General features: G+C 60.4%; 19 protein-coding genes and 1 tRNA gene. 9 read left to right on the top strand and 11 right to left on the bottom strand.

Annotated features, from left to right (window positions below; translation table 11 throughout):
* Positions 1-42: 42 nt before the first annotated feature.
* The 4 genes from ACTJK9_RS10240 to trmJ form a co-directional block, all read right to left on the bottom strand.
* Complete coding sequence (locus tag ACTJK9_RS10240; protein ID WP_064599246.1) at positions 43-1,257, bottom strand: IscS subfamily cysteine desulfurase; 1,215 nt, start codon at positions 1,255-1,257, stop codon at positions 43-45.
* A gap of 50 nt (positions 1,258-1,307) precedes the next feature.
* Positions 1,308-1,799 carry a Fe-S cluster assembly transcriptional regulator IscR gene (gene iscR / locus ACTJK9_RS10235; protein WP_007956690.1) on the bottom strand — a complete coding sequence of 164 codons (492 nt, stop codon included), beginning with the start codon at positions 1,797-1,799 and terminating at the stop codon, positions 1,308-1,310.
* A gap of 168 nt (positions 1,800-1,967) precedes the next feature.
* Entirely contained in the window at positions 1,968-2,744 is a 777-nt protein-coding gene (gene cysE, locus ACTJK9_RS10230; RefSeq protein ID WP_007956691.1) for a serine O-acetyltransferase, read from the bottom strand.
* 2 nt (positions 2,745-2,746) lie between these two features.
* On the bottom strand, positions 2,747-3,517 hold the full coding sequence (gene trmJ / locus ACTJK9_RS10225) for a tRNA (cytosine(32)/uridine(32)-2'-O)-methyltransferase TrmJ (RefSeq protein WP_007956692.1): 771 nt from the start codon (positions 3,515-3,517) through the stop codon (positions 2,747-2,749).
* Positions 3,518-3,662: 145 nt separating this feature from the next.
* On the opposite strand from trmJ, the gene suhB reads away from it, so the two are divergent.
* Entirely contained in the window at positions 3,663-4,481 is an 819-nt protein-coding gene (suhB, locus tag ACTJK9_RS10220) for a type III secretion system regulator SuhB (RefSeq protein ID WP_007941397.1), read from the top strand.
* 97 nt (positions 4,482-4,578) lie between these two features.
* Here suhB and ACTJK9_RS10215 read toward each other — a convergent pair whose 3' ends face one another.
* The 6 genes from ACTJK9_RS10215 to queA all read right to left on the bottom strand — a co-directional run bounded on the left by ACTJK9_RS10215 (position 4,579) and on the right by queA (position 10,663).
* Positions 4,579-5,127, bottom strand: a complete 549-nt coding sequence (locus tag ACTJK9_RS10215) for a glycine zipper 2TM domain-containing protein (RefSeq protein ID WP_007956693.1) — start codon at positions 5,125-5,127, stop codon at positions 4,579-4,581.
* A 120-nt stretch (positions 5,128-5,247) separates the two neighbouring features.
* Positions 5,248-6,162 (bottom strand): protein translocase subunit SecF, encoded by a 915-nt coding sequence (gene secF / locus ACTJK9_RS10210; protein WP_007956694.1) that lies wholly within the window; start codon positions 6,160-6,162, stop codon positions 5,248-5,250.
* A 9-nt stretch (positions 6,163-6,171) separates the two neighbouring features.
* On the bottom strand, positions 6,172-8,040 hold the full coding sequence (gene secD, locus ACTJK9_RS10205; protein WP_039765691.1) for a protein translocase subunit SecD: 1,869 nt from the start codon (positions 8,038-8,040) through the stop codon (positions 6,172-6,174).
* 64 nt (positions 8,041-8,104) lie between these two features.
* Positions 8,105-8,440, bottom strand: coding sequence for a preprotein translocase subunit YajC (gene yajC, locus ACTJK9_RS10200; protein ID WP_007956696.1), 336 nt, complete (start codon positions 8,438-8,440; stop codon positions 8,105-8,107).
* 43 nt (positions 8,441-8,483) lie between these two features.
* Positions 8,484-9,599: a tRNA guanosine(34) transglycosylase Tgt gene (gene tgt, locus ACTJK9_RS10195; RefSeq protein ID WP_161794909.1), complete on the bottom strand. Its 1,116-nt coding sequence runs from the start codon at positions 9,597-9,599 to the stop codon at positions 8,484-8,486.
* A gap of 14 nt (positions 9,600-9,613) precedes the next feature.
* Positions 9,614-10,663 carry a tRNA preQ1(34) S-adenosylmethionine ribosyltransferase-isomerase QueA gene (gene queA, locus ACTJK9_RS10190; protein WP_236191092.1) on the bottom strand — a complete coding sequence of 350 codons (1,050 nt, stop codon included), beginning with the start codon at positions 10,661-10,663 and terminating at the stop codon, positions 9,614-9,616.
* 108 nt (positions 10,664-10,771) lie between these two features.
* Between queA and ACTJK9_RS10185 the strand changes: the two genes are divergently transcribed.
* The 5 genes from ACTJK9_RS10185 to ACTJK9_RS10165 all read left to right on the top strand — a co-directional run bounded on the left by ACTJK9_RS10185 (position 10,772) and on the right by ACTJK9_RS10165 (position 14,663).
* A tRNA-Leu gene (locus ACTJK9_RS10185) sits at positions 10,772-10,856 on the top strand.
* A 93-nt stretch (positions 10,857-10,949) separates the two neighbouring features.
* Complete coding sequence (locus ACTJK9_RS10180; protein WP_440813643.1) at positions 10,950-11,279, top strand: hypothetical protein; 330 nt, start codon at positions 10,950-10,952, stop codon at positions 11,277-11,279.
* 155 nt (positions 11,280-11,434) lie between these two features.
* Positions 11,435-11,806 carry a hypothetical protein gene (locus ACTJK9_RS10175; protein WP_085610938.1) on the top strand — a complete coding sequence of 124 codons (372 nt, stop codon included), beginning with the start codon at positions 11,435-11,437 and terminating at the stop codon, positions 11,804-11,806.
* Positions 11,807-11,925: 119 nt separating this feature from the next.
* The gene (locus ACTJK9_RS10170; protein ID WP_440813640.1) at positions 11,926-12,672 is read left to right on the top strand and encodes a hypothetical protein; all 747 of its coding nucleotides are present in this window, start codon (positions 11,926-11,928) and stop codon (positions 12,670-12,672) included.
* A 71-nt stretch (positions 12,673-12,743) separates the two neighbouring features.
* Entirely contained in the window at positions 12,744-14,663 is a 1,920-nt protein-coding gene (locus tag ACTJK9_RS10165; RefSeq protein ID WP_440813637.1) for an alkaline phosphatase D family protein, read from the top strand.
* 52 nt (positions 14,664-14,715) lie between these two features.
* On the opposite strand, the gene ACTJK9_RS10160 is transcribed toward ACTJK9_RS10165, so the two are convergent.
* On the bottom strand, positions 14,716-15,888 hold the full coding sequence (locus ACTJK9_RS10160) for an aspartate aminotransferase family protein (protein ID WP_440813634.1): 1,173 nt from the start codon (positions 15,886-15,888) through the stop codon (positions 14,716-14,718).
* Between the two features lie 102 nt (positions 15,889-15,990).
* On the opposite strand from ACTJK9_RS10160, the gene ACTJK9_RS10155 reads away from it, so the two are divergent.
* The 3 genes from ACTJK9_RS10155 (at position 15,991) to ACTJK9_RS10145 (ending at position 17,935) form a co-directional block, all read left to right on the top strand.
* On the top strand, positions 15,991-16,896 hold the full coding sequence (locus tag ACTJK9_RS10155) for a LysR family transcriptional regulator (RefSeq protein WP_007956710.1): 906 nt from the start codon (positions 15,991-15,993) through the stop codon (positions 16,894-16,896).
* Between the two features lie 45 nt (positions 16,897-16,941).
* On the top strand, positions 16,942-17,346 hold the full coding sequence (locus tag ACTJK9_RS10150; RefSeq protein WP_085610942.1) for a GNAT family N-acetyltransferase: 405 nt from the start codon (positions 16,942-16,944) through the stop codon (positions 17,344-17,346).
* Positions 17,347-17,410: 64 nt separating this feature from the next.
* A complete protein-coding gene (locus ACTJK9_RS10145) occupies positions 17,411-17,935 on the top strand; it encodes a hypothetical protein (RefSeq protein ID WP_440813631.1) in 525 nt (174 codons plus the stop codon).
* The last annotated feature ends 8 nt before the right edge of the window (positions 17,936-17,943 follow it).

The following is a 17,943-nucleotide window of genomic DNA, read 5'->3' as shown; positions in this document are numbered from 1 at the left end:
CCGCCGCGTCGCTACAGGATCTGTATCCGGCGGCTTCTATATTTAGTGTGCCGCCCACTCGATCTTCGAGATATCGACGCCGTCTTTGTACATGTCCCACAGCGGCGACAGAGCGCGCAGCTTGGTAACGGCCTCGCAGACTTTCTGCGCGGCGTAATCGATTTCTTCTTCGGTGGTGAAGCGGCCGAAGGTGAAACGGATCGAGCTGTGTGCCAGTTCGTCGTTGCGGCCCAGGGCGCGCAGTACGTACGAAGGCTCAAGCGACGCCGAGGTGCAGGCCGAACCGGACGAAACCGCCAGATCCTTGAGCGCCATGATCAGCGACTCGCCTTCAACGTAGTTGAAGCTCAGGTTCAGGTTGTGCGGAACGCGGGCGGTCAGGCTGCCGTTGACGTACAGCTCTTCCAGGTGCTCGACCTGCTTGTAGAAACGGTCGCTCAACGCCTTGATACGGACGTTTTCGGCAGCCATGTCTTCCTTGGCCACACGGAACGCTTCACCCATGCCGACGATCTGGTGGGTCGCCAGGGTACCGGAACGCATGCCGCGCTCGTGACCGCCGCCGTGCATGGTCGCTTCGATGCGCACACGCGGCTTGCGGCTGACGTACAGCGCGCCGATGCCTTTAGGGCCGTAGGTCTTGTGGGCGGAGAACGACATCATGTCGACTTTCAGTTTCTGCAGGTCGATTTCAACCTTGCCGGTGGACTGAGCGGCGTCGACATGGAACAGGATGCCCTTGGAACGAGTCAGCTCGCCGATGGCGGCGATGTCGTTGACGGTGCCGATTTCGTTGTTCACGTGCATTACCGACACCAGGATGGTGTCTTCGCGCAGCGCGGCTTCGATCATGGCCGGGGTGATCAGGCCATCTTCGGTCGGATCGAGGTAGGTGACTTCGAAACCTTCACGCTCCAGTTGGCGCATGGTGTCGAGGACAGCCTTGTGCTCGATCTTGGAGGTGATCAGGTGCTTGCCCTTGGAGGCGTAGAAATGTGCCGCACCCTTGATTGCCAGGTTGTCGGACTCGGTGGCACCGGAGGTCCAGACGATTTCACGCGGGTCGGCGTTGACCAGATCGGCCACCTGACGACGGGCGTTTTCGACGGACTCTTCGGCTTTCCAGCCGAACACGTGGGAACGGGACGCCGGGTTACCGAAGTTTCCGTCGACCAGCAGGCATTCACTCATTTTTTGCGCAACGCGCGGATCGACCGGGGTGGTCGCAGAGTAATCAAGGTAAATCGGCAATTTCATGGACTATCTCCTAAATCAGGCTGGCTGGCGTGCCGCTAGCTCTCTGGCTGTCATTCGACGGCGGACGCTTCAATCTTGTCCAGGCGCGGCGCCTTGCCATTGCAACGACGCTGATCCTGACGCTGGGCCACTTCCTGCACCTCACGGCGAGTTACGAGGTCGGCCAAGCTGATACCGCTGAGAAATTCGTGAATCTGCAGGCTCAGGTCGCACCACAGGTGATGGGTCAGGCAGGTGTCACCGGAGTGGCAGTCGCCCTGGCCCTGGCATTTTGTTGCATCGACCGATTCGTTCACCGCATCGATCACCTGAGCCACCTGGATGCCCTGCATGTCGCGGGACAACTGGTAGCCACCGCCCGGACCGCGAACACTGGAAACCAGGTTACTGCGGCGCAGCTTGGCGAAAAGCTGTTCGAGATAGGACAGGGAGATGCCTTGGCGCTCGGAGATATCGGCCAGGGACACCGGCCCGTGTTGCGCGTGCAACGCCAGGTCAAGCATGGCGGTCACGGCGTATCGGCCTTTTGTAGTCAGTCGCATGGACAATTACCACGGAGTTCGGAATGGGCGGGAGTATGCAATTCCCGAGCATTTAAGTCAACTATAAGACCTAGTGCTTTAGTCGGGTTTACCCGCAAAAGAGCGCGCGAATGATAGCAGGGTCTGCGGCCTAATGGCACACCGGTTGGCAGCAGCCCTGCAAGTGCGTCAGTGGAGCTTGGATTCGTCCTTACCCTTGACGCAGGCGAAGTCTTCTTCACGCAGCTCGGGCAGATCTTTCGCACAGTAATTACTGCCCAGATCCTTCAGCGCACCGCACATCCCCTCCAGACGCCCATCCACCGCTTGCAGGTGATCGAGCAACTGGCCGATGGCGCGCGCCACCGGGTCGGGCATGTCTTCGCTGACGCCATAGGCATCGAAGCCGATCTTCTCGGCCATCGCCTTGCGCTTGGCGTCGGCCTCGTCATCGGACTTGACGATGATCCGCCCCGGAATCCCCACCACGGTGGCACCCGGAGGCACTTCCTTGGTGACCACGGCATTGGAACCGACCTTGGCGCCGGCACCCACAGTGAACGGACCGAGCACCTTCGCGCCCGCTCCCACCACCACGCCATCGCCGAGGGTCGGGTGACGCTTGCCCTTGTTCCAGCTGGTACCGCCGAGCGTCACGCCCTGATAGATCGTCACGTCATCGCCGATTTCAGCGGTTTCGCCGATCACGATGCCCATGCCGTGGTCGATGAAGAAGCGTCGACCGACCTTGGCGCCCGGATGGATCTCGATCCCGGTCAGCCAGCGACCGAAGTTCGACACCAGCCGCGCCAGCCATTTCAGATCGTTGCGCCAGAGCATGCCGGCCAGTCGATGAATCCAGATCGCATGCATGCCGGGGTAGCAGGTCAGGACTTCAAAAGCGTTACGCGCCGCCGGGTCTCGGTGGAATACGCTCTGGATATCTTCACGCAAACGCTCGAACATCATTAATCCTTCCGCTTAAGGAGCTCGCCACGGGCCGCTTTCTGGGTTTCCGTGAGGATGCCACGCAAAATATTCATTTCCGCCCGGCTGACCGAGCTGCGTCCGTACAACCGGCGCAGGCGCGCCATCAAGTGCCGCGGTTTTTCCGGATCGAGGAATTCGATGGCCACCAGGGTCTGCTCCAGGTGTTCATAGAACCGCTCCAGCTCATCCATGGTCGCCAGTTCGGCGCTTTTCACGGAGGCCACTTCTTCCTTCTCGATCTTGGTCGGCTGACCTTGTGCAGCCAGCCACGCCATGCGCACTTCATAACTCAACACCTGCACCGCCGCCCCGAGGTTCAGCGAGCTGAACTCAGGATCGGAGGGGATGTGCACGTGATAGTGACATCGCTGCAGCTCGTCATTGGTCAGGCCGGAATCTTCACGACCGAACACCAGCGCGATTTCCGCGCCCTGCCCTGCCTCCTCGACCACTTTGGTTCCGCACTCGCGCGGGTCCAGCAATGGCCAGGGAATGCGCCGGTCACGGGCACTGGTGCCGAGCACCAGATTGCAACCGACCAGGGCGTCTTCCAAGGTGGCGACGACTTGCGCGTTTTCAAGGATGTCACCGGCACCGGAAGCGCGGGCATCGGCTTCGTGATGCGGAAAGACGCGCGGATCAACCAGCACCAGACGCGACAGGCCCATGTTTTTCATGGCGCGCGCGGTCCCGCCGATGTTTCCCGGATGGCTGGTATTGACCAGGACGACACGAATATTTTGCAGCACGGCGGGCGCTCTCGGACTCGGCAAAGGGGTGCAAATCTTACAGAACAGCCTACCGTTAAGCTATGAAAGCGAACAGCGACCTTCACCTGAAGAAAAGTTCTGATAGAATGCGCGGCTTTCTTTAACAACCTTAGGTGACACATCCATGCAGCCCATGCTGAATATCGCGCTGCGCGCCGCCCGCAGCGCCAGTGAACTGATCTTCCGCTCCATCGAGCGCCTGGATACCATCAAGGTCGACGAAAAAGACGCCAAGGATTACGTATCCGAGGTCGATCGCGCCGCCGAACAGAAAATCATCGACGCTCTGCGCAAGGCTTACCCGAATCACTCGATCATGGGTGAAGAGACCGGCCTGCACGCCGGCACCGGCATCGAAGGCGAAGAATACCTGTGGATCATCGATCCGCTGGATGGCACCACCAACTTCCTGCGCGGCATTCCTCACTTCGCTGTCAGCATTGCCTGCAAATACCGTGGTCGCCTGGAACACGCCGTTGTTCTGGATCCGGTTCGCCAGGAAGAATTCACCGCCAGCCGTGGTCGCGGCGCTCAACTGAACGGTCGTCGCCTGCGCGTCAGCGGTCGCACCAGCCTGGACGGCGCTCTGCTCGGTACCGGTTTCCCGTTCCGTGACGACCAGATGGACAACCTCGACAACTACCTGGGCATGTTCCGCGCCCTGGTTGGCCAGACTGCCGGCATCCGCCGCGCCGGTTCGGCGAGCCTGGACCTGGCTTACGTGGCCGCCGGCCGTTTCGACGCGTTCTGGGAGTCGGGCCTGTCCGAGTGGGACATGGCTGCTGGCGCCCTGCTGATTCAGGAAGCAGGCGGCCTGGTGAGCGACTTCACCGGCGGTCACGATTTCCTTGAGAAGGGCCACGTCGTTGCCGGCAACACCAAATGCTTCAAGGCAGTTCTGACGGCGATCCAGCCGCACCTGCCGGCCTCGCTGAAGCGCTAAGCGTTTCGCGAAACCAAAAAAAACACCCTTCGGGGTGTTTTTTTATGGGCATGAAAAAGCACCCCGAAGGGTGCTTTTTTTATAAGCCGTCAACCAGTCACTGGCCCGGCTCGTTCTGCGACAGGATCAGCTTGCCTTCCTTGTCGACCGGAATCTGGTTGCCCGGATCACGATCCATCCGCACCTTGCCTTCCTTGCCGTCCAGCGAATATCGGACGTCATAACCCACGACTTTGTCGCTGATGTCATTCACCGTGTTACAGCGAGTCTGAGTCGTGGTGTAGGTATCACGCTCCTGCATACCCTCCTGAACCTTGTTACCGGCGTAACCACCACCGACCGCACCGGCCACCGTGGCAATCTTCTTGCCGGTGCCGCCGCCGATCTGGTTACCCAGCAGACCACCTGCCAGCGCACCGACCACGGTGCCGGCAATCTGGTGTTGATCCTTGACCGGCGCCTGCCGGGTCACTGTCACATCCTTGCACACTTCACGTGGAGTCTTGATCTGTGTTTTGACCGGTTCTACGGCCAGCACTTGCGCATACTCAGGGCCGCTTTTAACCAGGCTGTAGGTGGCAACAGCACCCCCGGCAGTCACACCGACAGCACCCAATACCGCACCAACCAGCAACGACTTGTTCACATGAACCTCCTGACCATCACATGCGGGACGCGCCCGCGCTTCTCCCAGCCTTGGAGCAAAAAAAAAGACGCGAGTTCAACTCGCGTCTTTTTTGACTGACCGCCGGGAAAACGATGGCCGTTATGGACGGTCGTCGACTTCCTTCTCGGTGTTGACCGGCGGAATCAGGTCTTCCGTCGACAGGTTCAGCCAGATCAGCACCACGTTGGCGATGTAGATCGACGAGTAGGTACCCGCCAGAACACCCACCAGCAGCGCCAGGGAGAAGCCGTACAGGTTGTCACCGCCGAAGAACAGCAGCGCCGCGATCGCCAGCAAGGTCGAAACCGAGGTCGCGATGGTCCGCAGCAGGGTCTGCGTGGTCGAGATGTTGATGTTCTCGATCAGCGTGGCCTTGCGCAGAACACGGAAGTTCTCACGCACCCGGTCGAACACGACGATGGTATCGTTGAGCGAGTAACCGATGATCGCCAGTACCGCCGCCAGCACCGTCAGGTCGAAGGTGATCTGGAAGAACGACAGGATACCCACGGTCACGATCACGTCGTGGATCAGCGACACGATGGCGCCGACCGCAAACTTCCACTGAAAGCGGAAAGCCAGGTAGATCAGGATGCCGCCGAGCGCCAGCAGCATGCCCATGCCGCCCTGGTCGCGCAGCTCTTCACCGACCTGCGGGCCGACGAACTCGACGCGCTTGACGGTCGCCGGGTTGTCGCCGCCGACCTTCTGCAGCGCTTCCGCCACCTGATGGCCCAACTGCGGGTCTTCACCCGGCATGCGTACCAGCAGATCGGTGGTCGCGCCGAAGTTCTGTACGACGGCTTCGTGATAACCGGAAGAAACCAGCTGCTCGCGCACCTTGGTGACATCGGCCGGACGCTCGTAGGTCAGCTCGATGAGCGTACCGCCGGTGAAGTCCAGACCCCAGTTCATGCCCTTGTGGAAAACGCTGAAGATTGCCAGCAAGGTCAGGAATACGGTGACGCCGAACGCAAAATTGCGGACGCCCATGAAGTTGATTGTACGTAACATGGCAGCCCCTTAAATCCACAACTTCTTGAAGTCACGACCGCCGAAGATCAGATTGACCATCGCGCGGGTGACCATGATGGCCGTGAACATCGAAGTCAGAACCCCGAGGGACATGGTGACTGCGAAGCCCTTCACCGGGCCGGTGCCCATGGCGAACAGGATGCCGCCGACCAGCAAGGTGGTCAGGTTGGCGTCGAGAATCGCAGTGAATGCCCGACCGAAGCCTTCGTTGATTGCACGCTGCACGGTCATGCCGGCGGCGATCTCTTCACGAATCCGCGAGAAGATCAGTACGTTGGCGTCGACCGCCATACCCATGGTCAACACGATACCGGCGATACCCGGCAGGGTCAGCGTGGCGCCCAGCAGCGACATCAGCGCCAGCAGCAGCACCATGTTCACCGCCAGAGCAACGGTGGCGATCAGGCCGAAGAAACGGTAGATGGCGATGATGAACAGCGAGACGAACAGCATGCCCCACAGCGATGCATCGATACCCTTGGTGATGTTGTCCGCACCCAGGCTCGGGCCGATGGTGCGTTCTTCAGCGAAGTACATCGGAGCAGCCAGACCACCGGCACGCAGCAGCAGCGCCAGTTCGGACGACTCGCCCTGGCCGTTCAGGCCGGTGATACGGAACTGCGCACCCAGCGGCGACTGAATGGTCGCCAGGCTGATGATCTTCTTCTCTTCTTTGAAGGTCTGCACCGCGACGTCTTTCTCGACGCCGTCGACCACTTGCTTGGTGTAAGTGGTGACCGGACGCTGCTCGATGAAGATCACCGCCATGCTGCGACCGACGTTGCTGCGGGTCGCGCGGCTCATCAGCTCGCCACCGTGGCCATCCAGACGGATGTTCACTTCAGGGGTACCATGCTCGCCGAAACCGGCCTTGGCGTCAGTCACCTGGTCACCGGTGATGATCAGGCCACGCTCGATCTGGGCAGGAGGACGATTGCCTTCGCGGAATTCGAAAGTTTCGGAAGTGGCTTTCGAAGCACCCGGCTCTGCCGCCAGACGGAACTCCAGGTTGGCCGTCTTGCCGAGGATACGCTTGGCTTCGGCAGTGTCCTGCACGCCCGGCAGCTCAACCACGATACGGTTGGCGCCCTGACGCTGGACGATCGGTTCGGCAACACCCAGCTCGTTGACGCGGTTACGTACCGTGGTCAAGTTCTGCTTGATGGAGTACTCACGGATTTCCGCCAGCTTGGCCGGGGTCATCGCCAGACGCAGCACCGGTTGACCGTTGAGGTCGGCCGGAACAATGTCGAAATCGTTGAAATTCTTGCGGATCAGCGCACGGGCCTGTTCACGGGAATCAGCATCGCTGAAGCCCAGCTGAATGGCACCATTGAGTTGCGGCAGGCTGCGATAACGCAGTTTCTCTTTGCGCAACAGGCTCTTGACGTCGCCTTCGTAGACTTTCAGGCGGGCGTCGAGGGCTTTGTCCATGTCCACTTCCAGCAGGAAGTGCACACCGCCGGACAAGTCCAGACCCAGCTTCATCGGGTGCGCGGCCACGCTGCGCAGCCACTGCGGGGTGGTTTGTGCCAGGTTCAGCGCGACGACGTAGTCATCACCCAATGCCTTGCGGACAACGTCCTTGGCCGGCAGCTGGTCTTCAGCCTTGGTCAGACGGATCAGACCGCCCTTGCCGTTCGCAGCCAGGCTCGAAGCCTTGACGTTGATCCCGGATTCCTTGAGCGCGGTGCTCACGCGATCCAGATCGGCCTGGTTGACCTGCAGGGCCGTGCTGGCGCCGCTGATCTGAATGGCCGGGTCATCGGGGTATAGATTCGGAGCGGAATAAATCAGACCGATCGCCAGCACCGCCAGGATCAGAATGTATTTCCACAGAGGATATTTGTTCAGCATCACGCCGCCCGTTATGAACGCGGGGCGCCTTGCGCGCCCCGTCGATTGAGTAGAAGTTGGAACCTTAGATCGCTTTCAGCGTGCCTTTTGGCAGCGTGGCGGCGATGGCGCCCTTCTGGAACTTCATTTCCACGGTGTCGGAAACTTCCAGAACCACGAAGTCATCGGCCACTTTGGTGATCTTGCCGGCGATGCCGCCGGTGGTGACCACTTCGTCGCCCTTCTGCAGGCTGCTCAGCAGGTTCTTCTGCTCTTTGGCGCGCTTGGCCTGTGGACGCCAGATCATCAGGTAGAAGATGACCAGGAAGCCGACCAGGAAAATCCACTCGAAGCCGCCGCCCATAGGCGCTGCAGCCGGTGCAGCCGCGTCAGCCATGGCATTAGAGATAAAAAAGCTCATTTAGCACTCCAGTTGCAAATGTTGAATCTTGGGGTCAGAAAACTCAGTCCAAAGGCGGAACAGGAAGCCCGCGTTTGGCGTAGAAGGCATCGACAAAGGCGGCCAATGTACCCTGTTGAATAGCCTCGCGCAAACCAGCCATCAGCACCTGATAATGGCGCAAATTGTGGATGGTATTGAGCATGCTGCCGAGCATTTCGCCGCACTTGTCCAGATGATGCAGATAAGCGCGGGAGAAGTTCTGGCAGGTATAGCAATCGCAGGTCGGATCCAGCGGCGAATCATCATGGCGATGGAACGCGTTACGGATCTTCAGCACGCCTGTATCAATGAACAGATGCCCGTTGCGGGCATTACGGGTTGGCATCACGCAATCGAACATGTCCACACCGCGGCGCACACCCTCAACCAGATCTTCCGGTTTGCCAACGCCCATAAGGTAACGAGGTTTGTCAGCCGGCATCATGCCCGGCAGGTAGTCCAGCACCTTGATCATTTCGTGCTTGGGCTCGCCCACCGACAGACCGCCGATGGCCAGGCCGTCGAAACCGATCTTGTCCAGGCCTTCCAGCGAGCGCATGCGCAAGTCCTGGTGCATGCCGCCCTGGACAATACCGAACAGCGCCGCCGTGTTGTCGCCATGGGCATTCTTCGAACGCTGGGCCCAGCGCAGCGACAGCTCCATGGACACACGGGCGACGTCTTCGTCAGCCGGGTACGGGGTGCATTCGTCGAAGATCATCACGATGTCGGAGCCCAGGTCGCGCTGAACCTGCATCGATTCTTCCGGGCCCATGAACACTTTCGAGCCGTCGACCGGAGAGGCGAAGGTCACGCCCTCCTCCTTGATCTTGCGCATGGCGCCGAGGCTGAACACCTGGAAACCACCGGAGTCGGTCAGGATCGGGCCTTTCCACTGCATGAAATCGTGCAGATCGCCGTGCTCCTTGATCACTTCCGTACCCGGGCGCAGCCACAGGTGGAAGGTGTTGCCCAGAATGATTTCCGCGCCGGTGGCGACGATGTCACGCGGCAACATGCCCTTGACCGTGCCGTAGGTGCCCACCGGCATGAAGGCCGGGGTCTCGACGGTGCCACGGGGGAAGGTCAGACGACCACGACGGGCCTTGCCATCGGTGGCAAGCAGCTCGAACGACATACGACAGGTGCGACTCATACGGATTCCTCTGGGCCGCGGGGAGCGGGATTACGGGTGATGAACATCGCATCACCGTAGCTGAAAAAGCGGTATCCGTTATCGACCGCGGCTTTGTAGGCAGCCATGGTTTCCGGATAACCGGCGAATGCCGAGACCAGCATCAACAGCGTGGATTCGGGCAAATGGAAATTGGTGACCAGGGCGTCGACCACATGAAACGGCCGACCCGGGTAGATAAAGATGTCGGTGTCACCGCTGAACGGCTTGAGTACGCCATCGCGGGCGGCGCTTTCCAGCGAACGCACGCTGGTGGTGCCGACAGCAATCACTCGACCGCCGCGCTCACGGCAAGCGGCGACGGCATCGACCACGTCCTGACCGACTTCCAGCCACTCGCTGTGCATGTGGTGATCTTCAATCTTCTCCACGCGCACTGGCTGGAACGTGCCGGCGCCGACGTGCAGCGTGACGAACGCCGTCTCGACACCCTTGGCGGCGATCGCTTCCATCAGCGTCTGATCGAAATGCAGCCCGGCGGTCGGTGCCGCCACTGCGCCGAGCTTCTCGGCGTACACGGTCTGATAGCGCTCGCGATCCGAACCTTCGTCCGGGCGGTCTATATAAGGAGGCAACGGCATGTGCCCGACGCGATCGAGCAGCGGCAGCACTTCTTCGGCAAACCCCAGCTCGAACAGCGCATCGTGACGCGCCAGCATCTCGGCTTCACCGCCGCCGTCAATCAGGATCTTCGAACCCGGTTTCGGCGACTTGCTGGAACGCACATGAGCCAGCACGCGGTGGGTATCGAGCACGCGTTCGATGAGGATTTCCAGCTTGCCGCCGGACTCCTTCTGCCCGAACAGGCGCGCCGGAATCACCCGGGTATTGTTGAACACCATCAGATCGCCGGGGCGCAAATGCTCCAGCAGATCAGTGAATTGACGGTGTGCCAGGGCGCCGCTGACCCCATCCAGGGTCAACAGGCGACTACCGCGACGCTCGGCCAAAGGATGGCGGGCAATCAGCGAATCAGGAAGCTCGAAGGTAAAGTCAGCAACGCGCATGATGGGGTTCGTCTAGCAGGGCCGGAAAGTCTAGCGGAAATATCGAAAATTGACCATGAAACGTGATTGACCAACGGTAGGCACCTCTCTATACTTCGCCGCCATTGAGCCCTGATGGCGGAATTGGTAGACGCGGCGGATTCAAAATCCGTTTTCGAAAGGAGTGGGAGTTCGAGTCTCCCTCGGGGCACCAAAATTAGAAAAGGTCTTGCTTAGCAAGGCCTTTTTTTTCGTCTGCCGGAAAGTGCCGCTGGCTTTCCGGCGAGATCCCACACAGGTTCACCCCATGGAAACGTCACTGGAAACTGTCGCCCTGTTCTCCCTCAAACTCGCGTATGAGGAAGAAGGCCTGAGCCCGATCCTGCGCGATGACATGGTCATGGGCGACTATCAGAAGGATGTGTTCGAACTGCTGGTGCGCCGGGGTGATGTCGAGACGATCCAGTTCAAAATGAACGAGTGCCTGACGCTGGCGATGGACGCCCTGGGCGGTTTGGAAAAGCCGTTGGGGCGGGAGTTGCACAAGTTGTCCGCCGATTTCAACCAGGCACGTTCGATGGAGCAGTTGGACGCACCGCTCCTTGCACTCAAGGGCTATTTGAAAGACGTACTGTAAGGCCTTACAGAAATGCCGGCAGTGGCATCTGGCACTTCAGTTGGGGAGGATGAAGATAGTGGCGCTACGACACTGTTTTGCTATCTTGCGACCTTATTGAAAATAGAGGCACTGACGTCCTCTCAAGTGAAATGTCTTTCAGGAAAAAGATCGCAATGGACGCTTGGCTTTTCATGTTTGTCCACGTTGTGACCTGGATCTGGGTCGTGGGCGAAAGGGGCCGCTGGAATTTGCTGGTAGCGAACTGCGCCGGCTTCATCAGCGGCTGGATCGTAGGCTGGGTGTTTGTGATCCTGTACCAGTGGATCTTCGCTGGCGCGAATATGGCGATGCCACCGATTCCGGCGCGCAGCCTGCTGATTGTGATGAGCGGCGCGGGAGCACTGGTCGGCATGTGGATGTGGGTCGCACAGCTCAAGCGACCTGAGTCCAGTCTGCTCCGTCATCTGATCGGGGCTGTCTATGGGACTGCGGCGGGAGCTATTGCCCTGCTACTGACCACCCGACTTATCTATCCAGGCGCTTGACTGAATATCCATGCCATGGAGTAACGATCGACGCGTTGATGGCGCGATGCACCAGGTTTGGTATCTTGACGCCCCCGTCGTGTTCCGGGTTTTGCGAAAGGTTAAAAGGAAAGGATCGAATGGAGTTTCTGCGTTTTCTGGCATTTGTCGCGGCCTGGGGTTTCATGTGGCGCTGGGTAGTGAAAAACCGCGGCAGCTGGCACTTGTTCTACGGCCACCTGGTCGGTGCGGCAGGCGGTTTCATTGTGGCGATGGTGGTGTTGGCGATCAGCTTTTCACTGCTCCCGTCGGCGCATCATTACGAAGCCGCGCAGACTGAAAACGTCGTGGCACAGCAGGAAGCCGAGCCGACCTCGTTGCTGCCGGAAGCCGAGGCGGTTGCAAGCCCTGCTGCGCTGAAAGATGCGCCGGTGTTTGCCGCTATCGAGCCGGACAACAAGCCCTCTCCAGCGGATTCCGCGCTGCTGCCGAATTATGCCAGTCGGGCGCCGAAGACGATGTCGGTGCAAACCGTGATCGACCAGAGTGACGATGAGGGGCGCAAGGCCCTGACGGCGCTGAGCAAAAAACTGCGCGCCGACGCCCAGGGCGACAAATCGATGCTCGCGTATGTCATGTGCAGCCCGTTCGTGACCGGCACCTTGCGCTTCCCCGCATCTGCCCGTTTTGCCGACAGCAAAAGCCTGACACCGCAGCGCTTCAAGGATCAGGTTTACTCCTTCAGCAACACCGTCACCGCGCGGAACATGAATGGCGACGACGTGACGTACCGCTTCGACTGCTCCGTACAGGAACAGCAAAGAGTCGATGCGACACCTGCCGAATGGCGCCTGTTGGCGCTGAAGCTGGAAAAAACAGGCTCTTAAGCCTGGTTTAAGGGTTCGAGGCGCCGGCTGCGCTATCATCGCCGGCCTGTGCGCCTTGAGCTTTTCCCCTGATGCCTCCGACACCTGATGACCTGAGCCTACTGCCCGCTGTTCTGGCCGGGCCGTTGCTGCGACGGCTGGAGCCAACGCGCTTAGTGCTTTGGCTGGTCGGCAGCCGCGAGCTGTCGTTGACCTTGCACCTGCAAGGCGTAGGAGACATTCCACTGGATGCCGGGAAATGCACGGTCATTCCGGTAGGCACCCGGGCGTTTGTTCACCTGATCGACGTTCCGCTGGAAACCGCCCTGCCCTGCGACACCCGCATCGACTACGACCTGTTGATCGATGACCAGCAACCCATCGCCGACTGGGCGCCACACCTGCTCTACGACGACGCCACCTGCCCGAACTTCGTCCTGCGCTCGCGCATCGACCAGTTGCTCCACGGTTCCTGCCGCAAGCCCCATCACCCGGCCGCCGACGGCCTGCTCTGCGTTGACCGGTTGCTGGCCGCCGAAACCGATCCGCAACAACGTCCCGCCCTGTTGATGATGAGCGGTGATCAGGTCTATGCCGACGATGTGGCCGGTCCGATGTTGCGGGCGATTCATGCCTTGATCGAGCGCCTCGGTCTGTTCGGTGAACACCTCGAAGGCGCGGTCGTCAGCGACAGCGCGAAACTCTACGAACACCCGGCCAGCTACTACCGCCGCGCGGATTTGCTGCCGGCACTGGAAAGCAACGAGACATTGCGCGAGCGTTTCTTCGGCGGTGCGCGCAAACCGATTTTCACCAGCAGCAGCGCCGACAATCACCTTGTGACGTTCGCCGAAGTCATGGCCATGTATTTGCTGGTGTGGTCGCCAACGCCTTGGACGCTGGTCAATCCGCAGCCGCCAGCGCTGACGCCGGAACGCCTCAAGCGCTATGCCCTCGAACAGACCCGCATCGACGGGTTCAAGGCCGGCCTCGGCCAGGTGGCCCGGGCCTTGGCGCATTTGCCGAGCCTGATGATCTTCGATGACCACGACATCACCGACGACTGGAACCTGTCCGCACAATGGGAGGAAACGGCCTACCGCCACCCGTTCTCCAAACGCATCATCGGCAACGCGCTGATCGCCTACATGTTGTGTCAGGGCTGGGGCAACAATCCGGATGCATTCAGCGCAGTGCTGGAGAAAACCCGCGGCCTGAGTGCCAGCGGTGACGACCGCTATCTCGACGCTCCCGTGCAGGACGAATTGATTGAGGAACTGCTGCGCTTTCAGCAATGGCATTTCGTAATGCCAACCAGCCCGGCACTGGTGGTGCTCGACACTCGCACCCGACGCTGGCGCAGCGAAATGGCGCTCAAGCAACCGTCGGGTTTGCTGGACTGGGAAGCCTTGAGCGAACTGCAGCAGGAACTGCTCGACCATCCTTCGGCGATCATCGTTTCGCCGGCGCCGATCTTCGGCGTGAAGCTGATCGAAACCGTGCAGCGAGTGTTCAGCTGGTGCGGTTATCCACTGCTGGTGGACGCGGAAAACTGGATGGCCCATCGCGGCGCCGCCCAGGTGATCCTGAACATTTTCCGACACTCACGTACACCGGGCAGTTACGTGGTGCTGTCAGGCGACGTGCATTATTCCTTCGTCTACGAAGTCCTGATCCGACACCGCAAGGCCGGGCCGCGCATCTGGCAGATCACCAGCAGCGGCATCAAGAACGAATTCCCGCCTACCCTGCTGGAATGGTTCGACCGCCTCAACCGCTGGCTCTACTCACCACGCTCGCCGCTCAACTGGCTGACCAAACGCCGCCGCATGCGCATCGTTCCTTACGTGCCGGAACACGCCGAAGCGGGTGAACGGCTGTGGAATTCGGCGGGGATTGGTCAGGTGTTTTTCAATCAACAGGGGCAGCCGAAAGACATCATCCAGCACAACTCGAATGGCGCACCGAAGACCCGGATGCTGGCGCCGGATTTGTCGGATTATCCTGATTAAGCAAAAAATGGCTGCCGAAAAAACGGCAGCCATTTCAGACGCAAGCGGGAAATCAGCTCTCGCCCAGCGCTCGCGCCACCCCTCTGACAATCATCCCCACCTCCCGCTCATCAATCGTCAGCGGCGGCAGCAGCCGGATTGTCTTGCCGCGAGTAACGTTGATCAGTAGTCCATGATCCCGCGCGGCAATCAATGTCAGGTCGCGGATCGGCTGTTTCAGTTCGATGCCGATCATCAGCCCTTGCCCACGAATCGCCAGCACATTCGGATTGTCCGCTAGTTCTGCACGCAAGCGGGTCAGCAGGCACTCGCCTTGAACCCTGGCATTTTCCAGCAGACCCTGTTCCTCGATGATCTCGAGCACGGTGCAACCTACCCGACACGCCAGTGGATTGCCGCCGAAGGTGCTGCCGTGGCTGCCGGGGGTGAACAGATCGGCCGCCCTGCCCCGTGCCAGGCAAGCGCCGATCGGCACGCCGTTGCCCAGGCCCTTGGCGAGGGTCATGACGTCGGGAACGATGCCTTCATGCTGGAACGCAAACCAGCGACCGGTACGGCCGATACCGGTCTGGATTTCGTCGAGCATCAGCAGCCAGGCGTGACGGTTGCACAGCTCGCGCAGGGCCTTGAGGTAGCCGGGCGGTGCCAGTTGCACGCCGCTTTCACCCTGAATCGGCTCGACCAGAATCGCCACGATCCGCTGGCCATGCTTGCGCTGTACCTGCTCCAGCGCCTCAAGATCGCCGAACGGAACCTTGACGAAATCCCCGGGCAACTCATTGAAGCCCAGGCGCACCGCCGGGCCATCGCTGGCGGACAAGGTGCCGAGGGTACGCCCATGAAACGCGTTGGCCATCACCACCACCAGCGGCTGCTCGATGCCTTTGCGCCAGCCGTAAAGGCGCGCCAGTTTCAGTGCGGTTTCATTGGCCTCGGCACCGGAATTGTTGAAGAACGCCCGCTCCATCCCCGCCAGCCGCGTCAGCTTCTGCGCCAGCGACTGTTGCCAGTCGATGCTGTAGAGGTTGGAGGTGTGCAGCAGCAATCCCGCCTGCTCGCTGATCGCCGACACGATGCGCGGGTGCGAGTGACCGACATTGGTCACCGCCACGCCCGCCACCGCGTCCAGATACTCGCGGCCCGCCTGATCCCAGAGTCGGGTGCCCAGGCCCTTGATGAAGCTCAGGTCCAGCGGTTGATAGGTGTTCATCAGGGCGGCGGTCATGTCGGCAAACTCCAGCGAGGTGAGAGGTGCTGGCAGTATGGTTATCCACCTGAACTGGATAAACTCGGCAAAACTTCAATCATTTAGAAGCCAGGCTTGATAATGGATCTGTTCCAGTCGATGAGCGTATACGTCAAGGTTGTGGAGTCCGGCAGCATGACGGCGGCCGCGCTGCAGTGCGAAATGTCCACGACCATGGTGGGCAATCACCTGCGGGCACTGGAGCAACGGCTTGGTGTGCAATTGCTGCAACGCACCACCCGCCGCCAGCGACTGACCGAGTTCGGCAGCGTTTACTACCAGCGCTGCCTGGAGGTATTAGGTCTGGTCGCCGACTCCGAACGGCTCGCCGAACAGACGCTGGATGAACCGCGCGGCATCCTGCGGGTGACCGCGCCGCTGACCTTTGGCGTCGAACGCCTGGCCCCGGCGCTCAGCGAGTTTTCCCTGCAATGTCCGCAGGTCAAACTCGACGTGATCCTGACCAACCGTCGCCCGGATCTGTTGGAAAGCGGTCTCGACGTGGCCTTCCGACTGGGCCACTTCGACCAGTCCAACCTGATCGCCCGCCCGCTGATCGACTACACCCTGACCGTCTGCGCCTCCCCGGAGTACGTGGCCCGACGCGGTATGCCGCTCACGCCTGAGGAACTGCGCCAGCACGATTGTCTGTCCTTCGCCTACCCTGCCGGCGATGACTGGCAATCGGTGGAAAAGCAGTGGCGCCTCAGCGGCCCGGACGGCGAAATCATGGTCGACGTCAAAGGCCCGATGCTGATCAACAGTTCCGCCGGCCTGCATCAGGCCGCGCGCACCGGCATGGGCATCGTGATGCTGCCGGATGCACTGGTGGAACAGGACCTGCGCGACGGCCGACTGGTCGTCGTGATGCCGGACTACCAGCCGCCGAACCGCCCGATGCATCTGCTTTACGCGCCGGATCGCTATCGGCTGCCGAAACTGCGTCGCTTCGTCGAGTTCGCCATGCAGATGTGGGGCAGACCGTAAGCAACGCGACTACTGTTGGAAATACACCAGGGACGGGATCAACGAATGAACAAGGACATTTCAATACGCGACCTCCTGCCGACGGAAGTCGAGGCCGCAAGGCAGTTTCTGGGGCGGCACGGCTGGGGTCATCGCACCGGCACCGCCGAGCATTTCGCAAAGCTTGTTCAGAACTCCCAACGCACTGCCGTTGCATTGAGCGGCCAGCAGGTTGTCGGTTTCGCCCGTGGCATCACCGATGGTTTGTCCAACGGTTACCTGTCGATGGTCGTGGTCGACGGGCAACACCGGCGCGCGGGAATCGGGCGGGCGCTGGTCGAACATGTGATGGGCGACAACACCGACATTACCTGGGTTCTGCGTGCCGGGCGCGAAGGTGCGGAAGCGTTTTTTGCCAGCCTGGGGTTTGAAACCTCGGTGATCGCGATGGAGCGTTTGCGACTGAAATAGCCGACGGTTACTGTGACCCCGACTATGCTCCACCCTCCTCCTTTTCCAGCATGGATGCTGCGCAATGCTCACGATTCTGCAAAACACTCCGCTACGGGTTTACCTGATTTTTCTGCTGGTGGTTTATTTCGGCATCAAGTCGTTTTCTCCCCGACGCGAGAGCCGTGCCTCGATGCTGATTACGCCCCCGGCGTTTTTGGCATGGTCGCTGTACTCCCTGAACCTGTCGATCAACCCGGCCTTGTTTTTCAGCATCTGGCTCGGCGCACTGTTGCTGGGAGGTTTCTCGGCCTGGCTGGCGTTCTCTCGGCGGGGCGTGGTGCTCGACGACTCTGCGACAGGGCTGATCATGCCGGGCACAGTAAAAATCCTGATCATGTACCTGATGTTCTTTTCCGCGAACTACTACTTCGGTTACCAGAATGACGTGAATCCGGAGCGTTCCGCGTCCCCGGACCTGCTGTTGCTCAAGTCGATTATTTCGGGGTTCCTGGGCGGCCTGATCGGCACCCGTTCGTTGAAGCTCTACTGGACACTGCGTGCTCTGGCGTCCGGGCGGTTGCCGAGGAATGTCGCCGCCAATGAATAAGGCACAGC

This window comes from Pseudomonas sp. 22082 (assembly GCF_052046055.1).
GTDB lineage: Bacteria > Pseudomonadota > Gammaproteobacteria > Pseudomonadales > Pseudomonadaceae > Aquipseudomonas > Aquipseudomonas pharyngis.
This window is presented reverse-complemented; position numbering and strand designations above follow the sequence as displayed.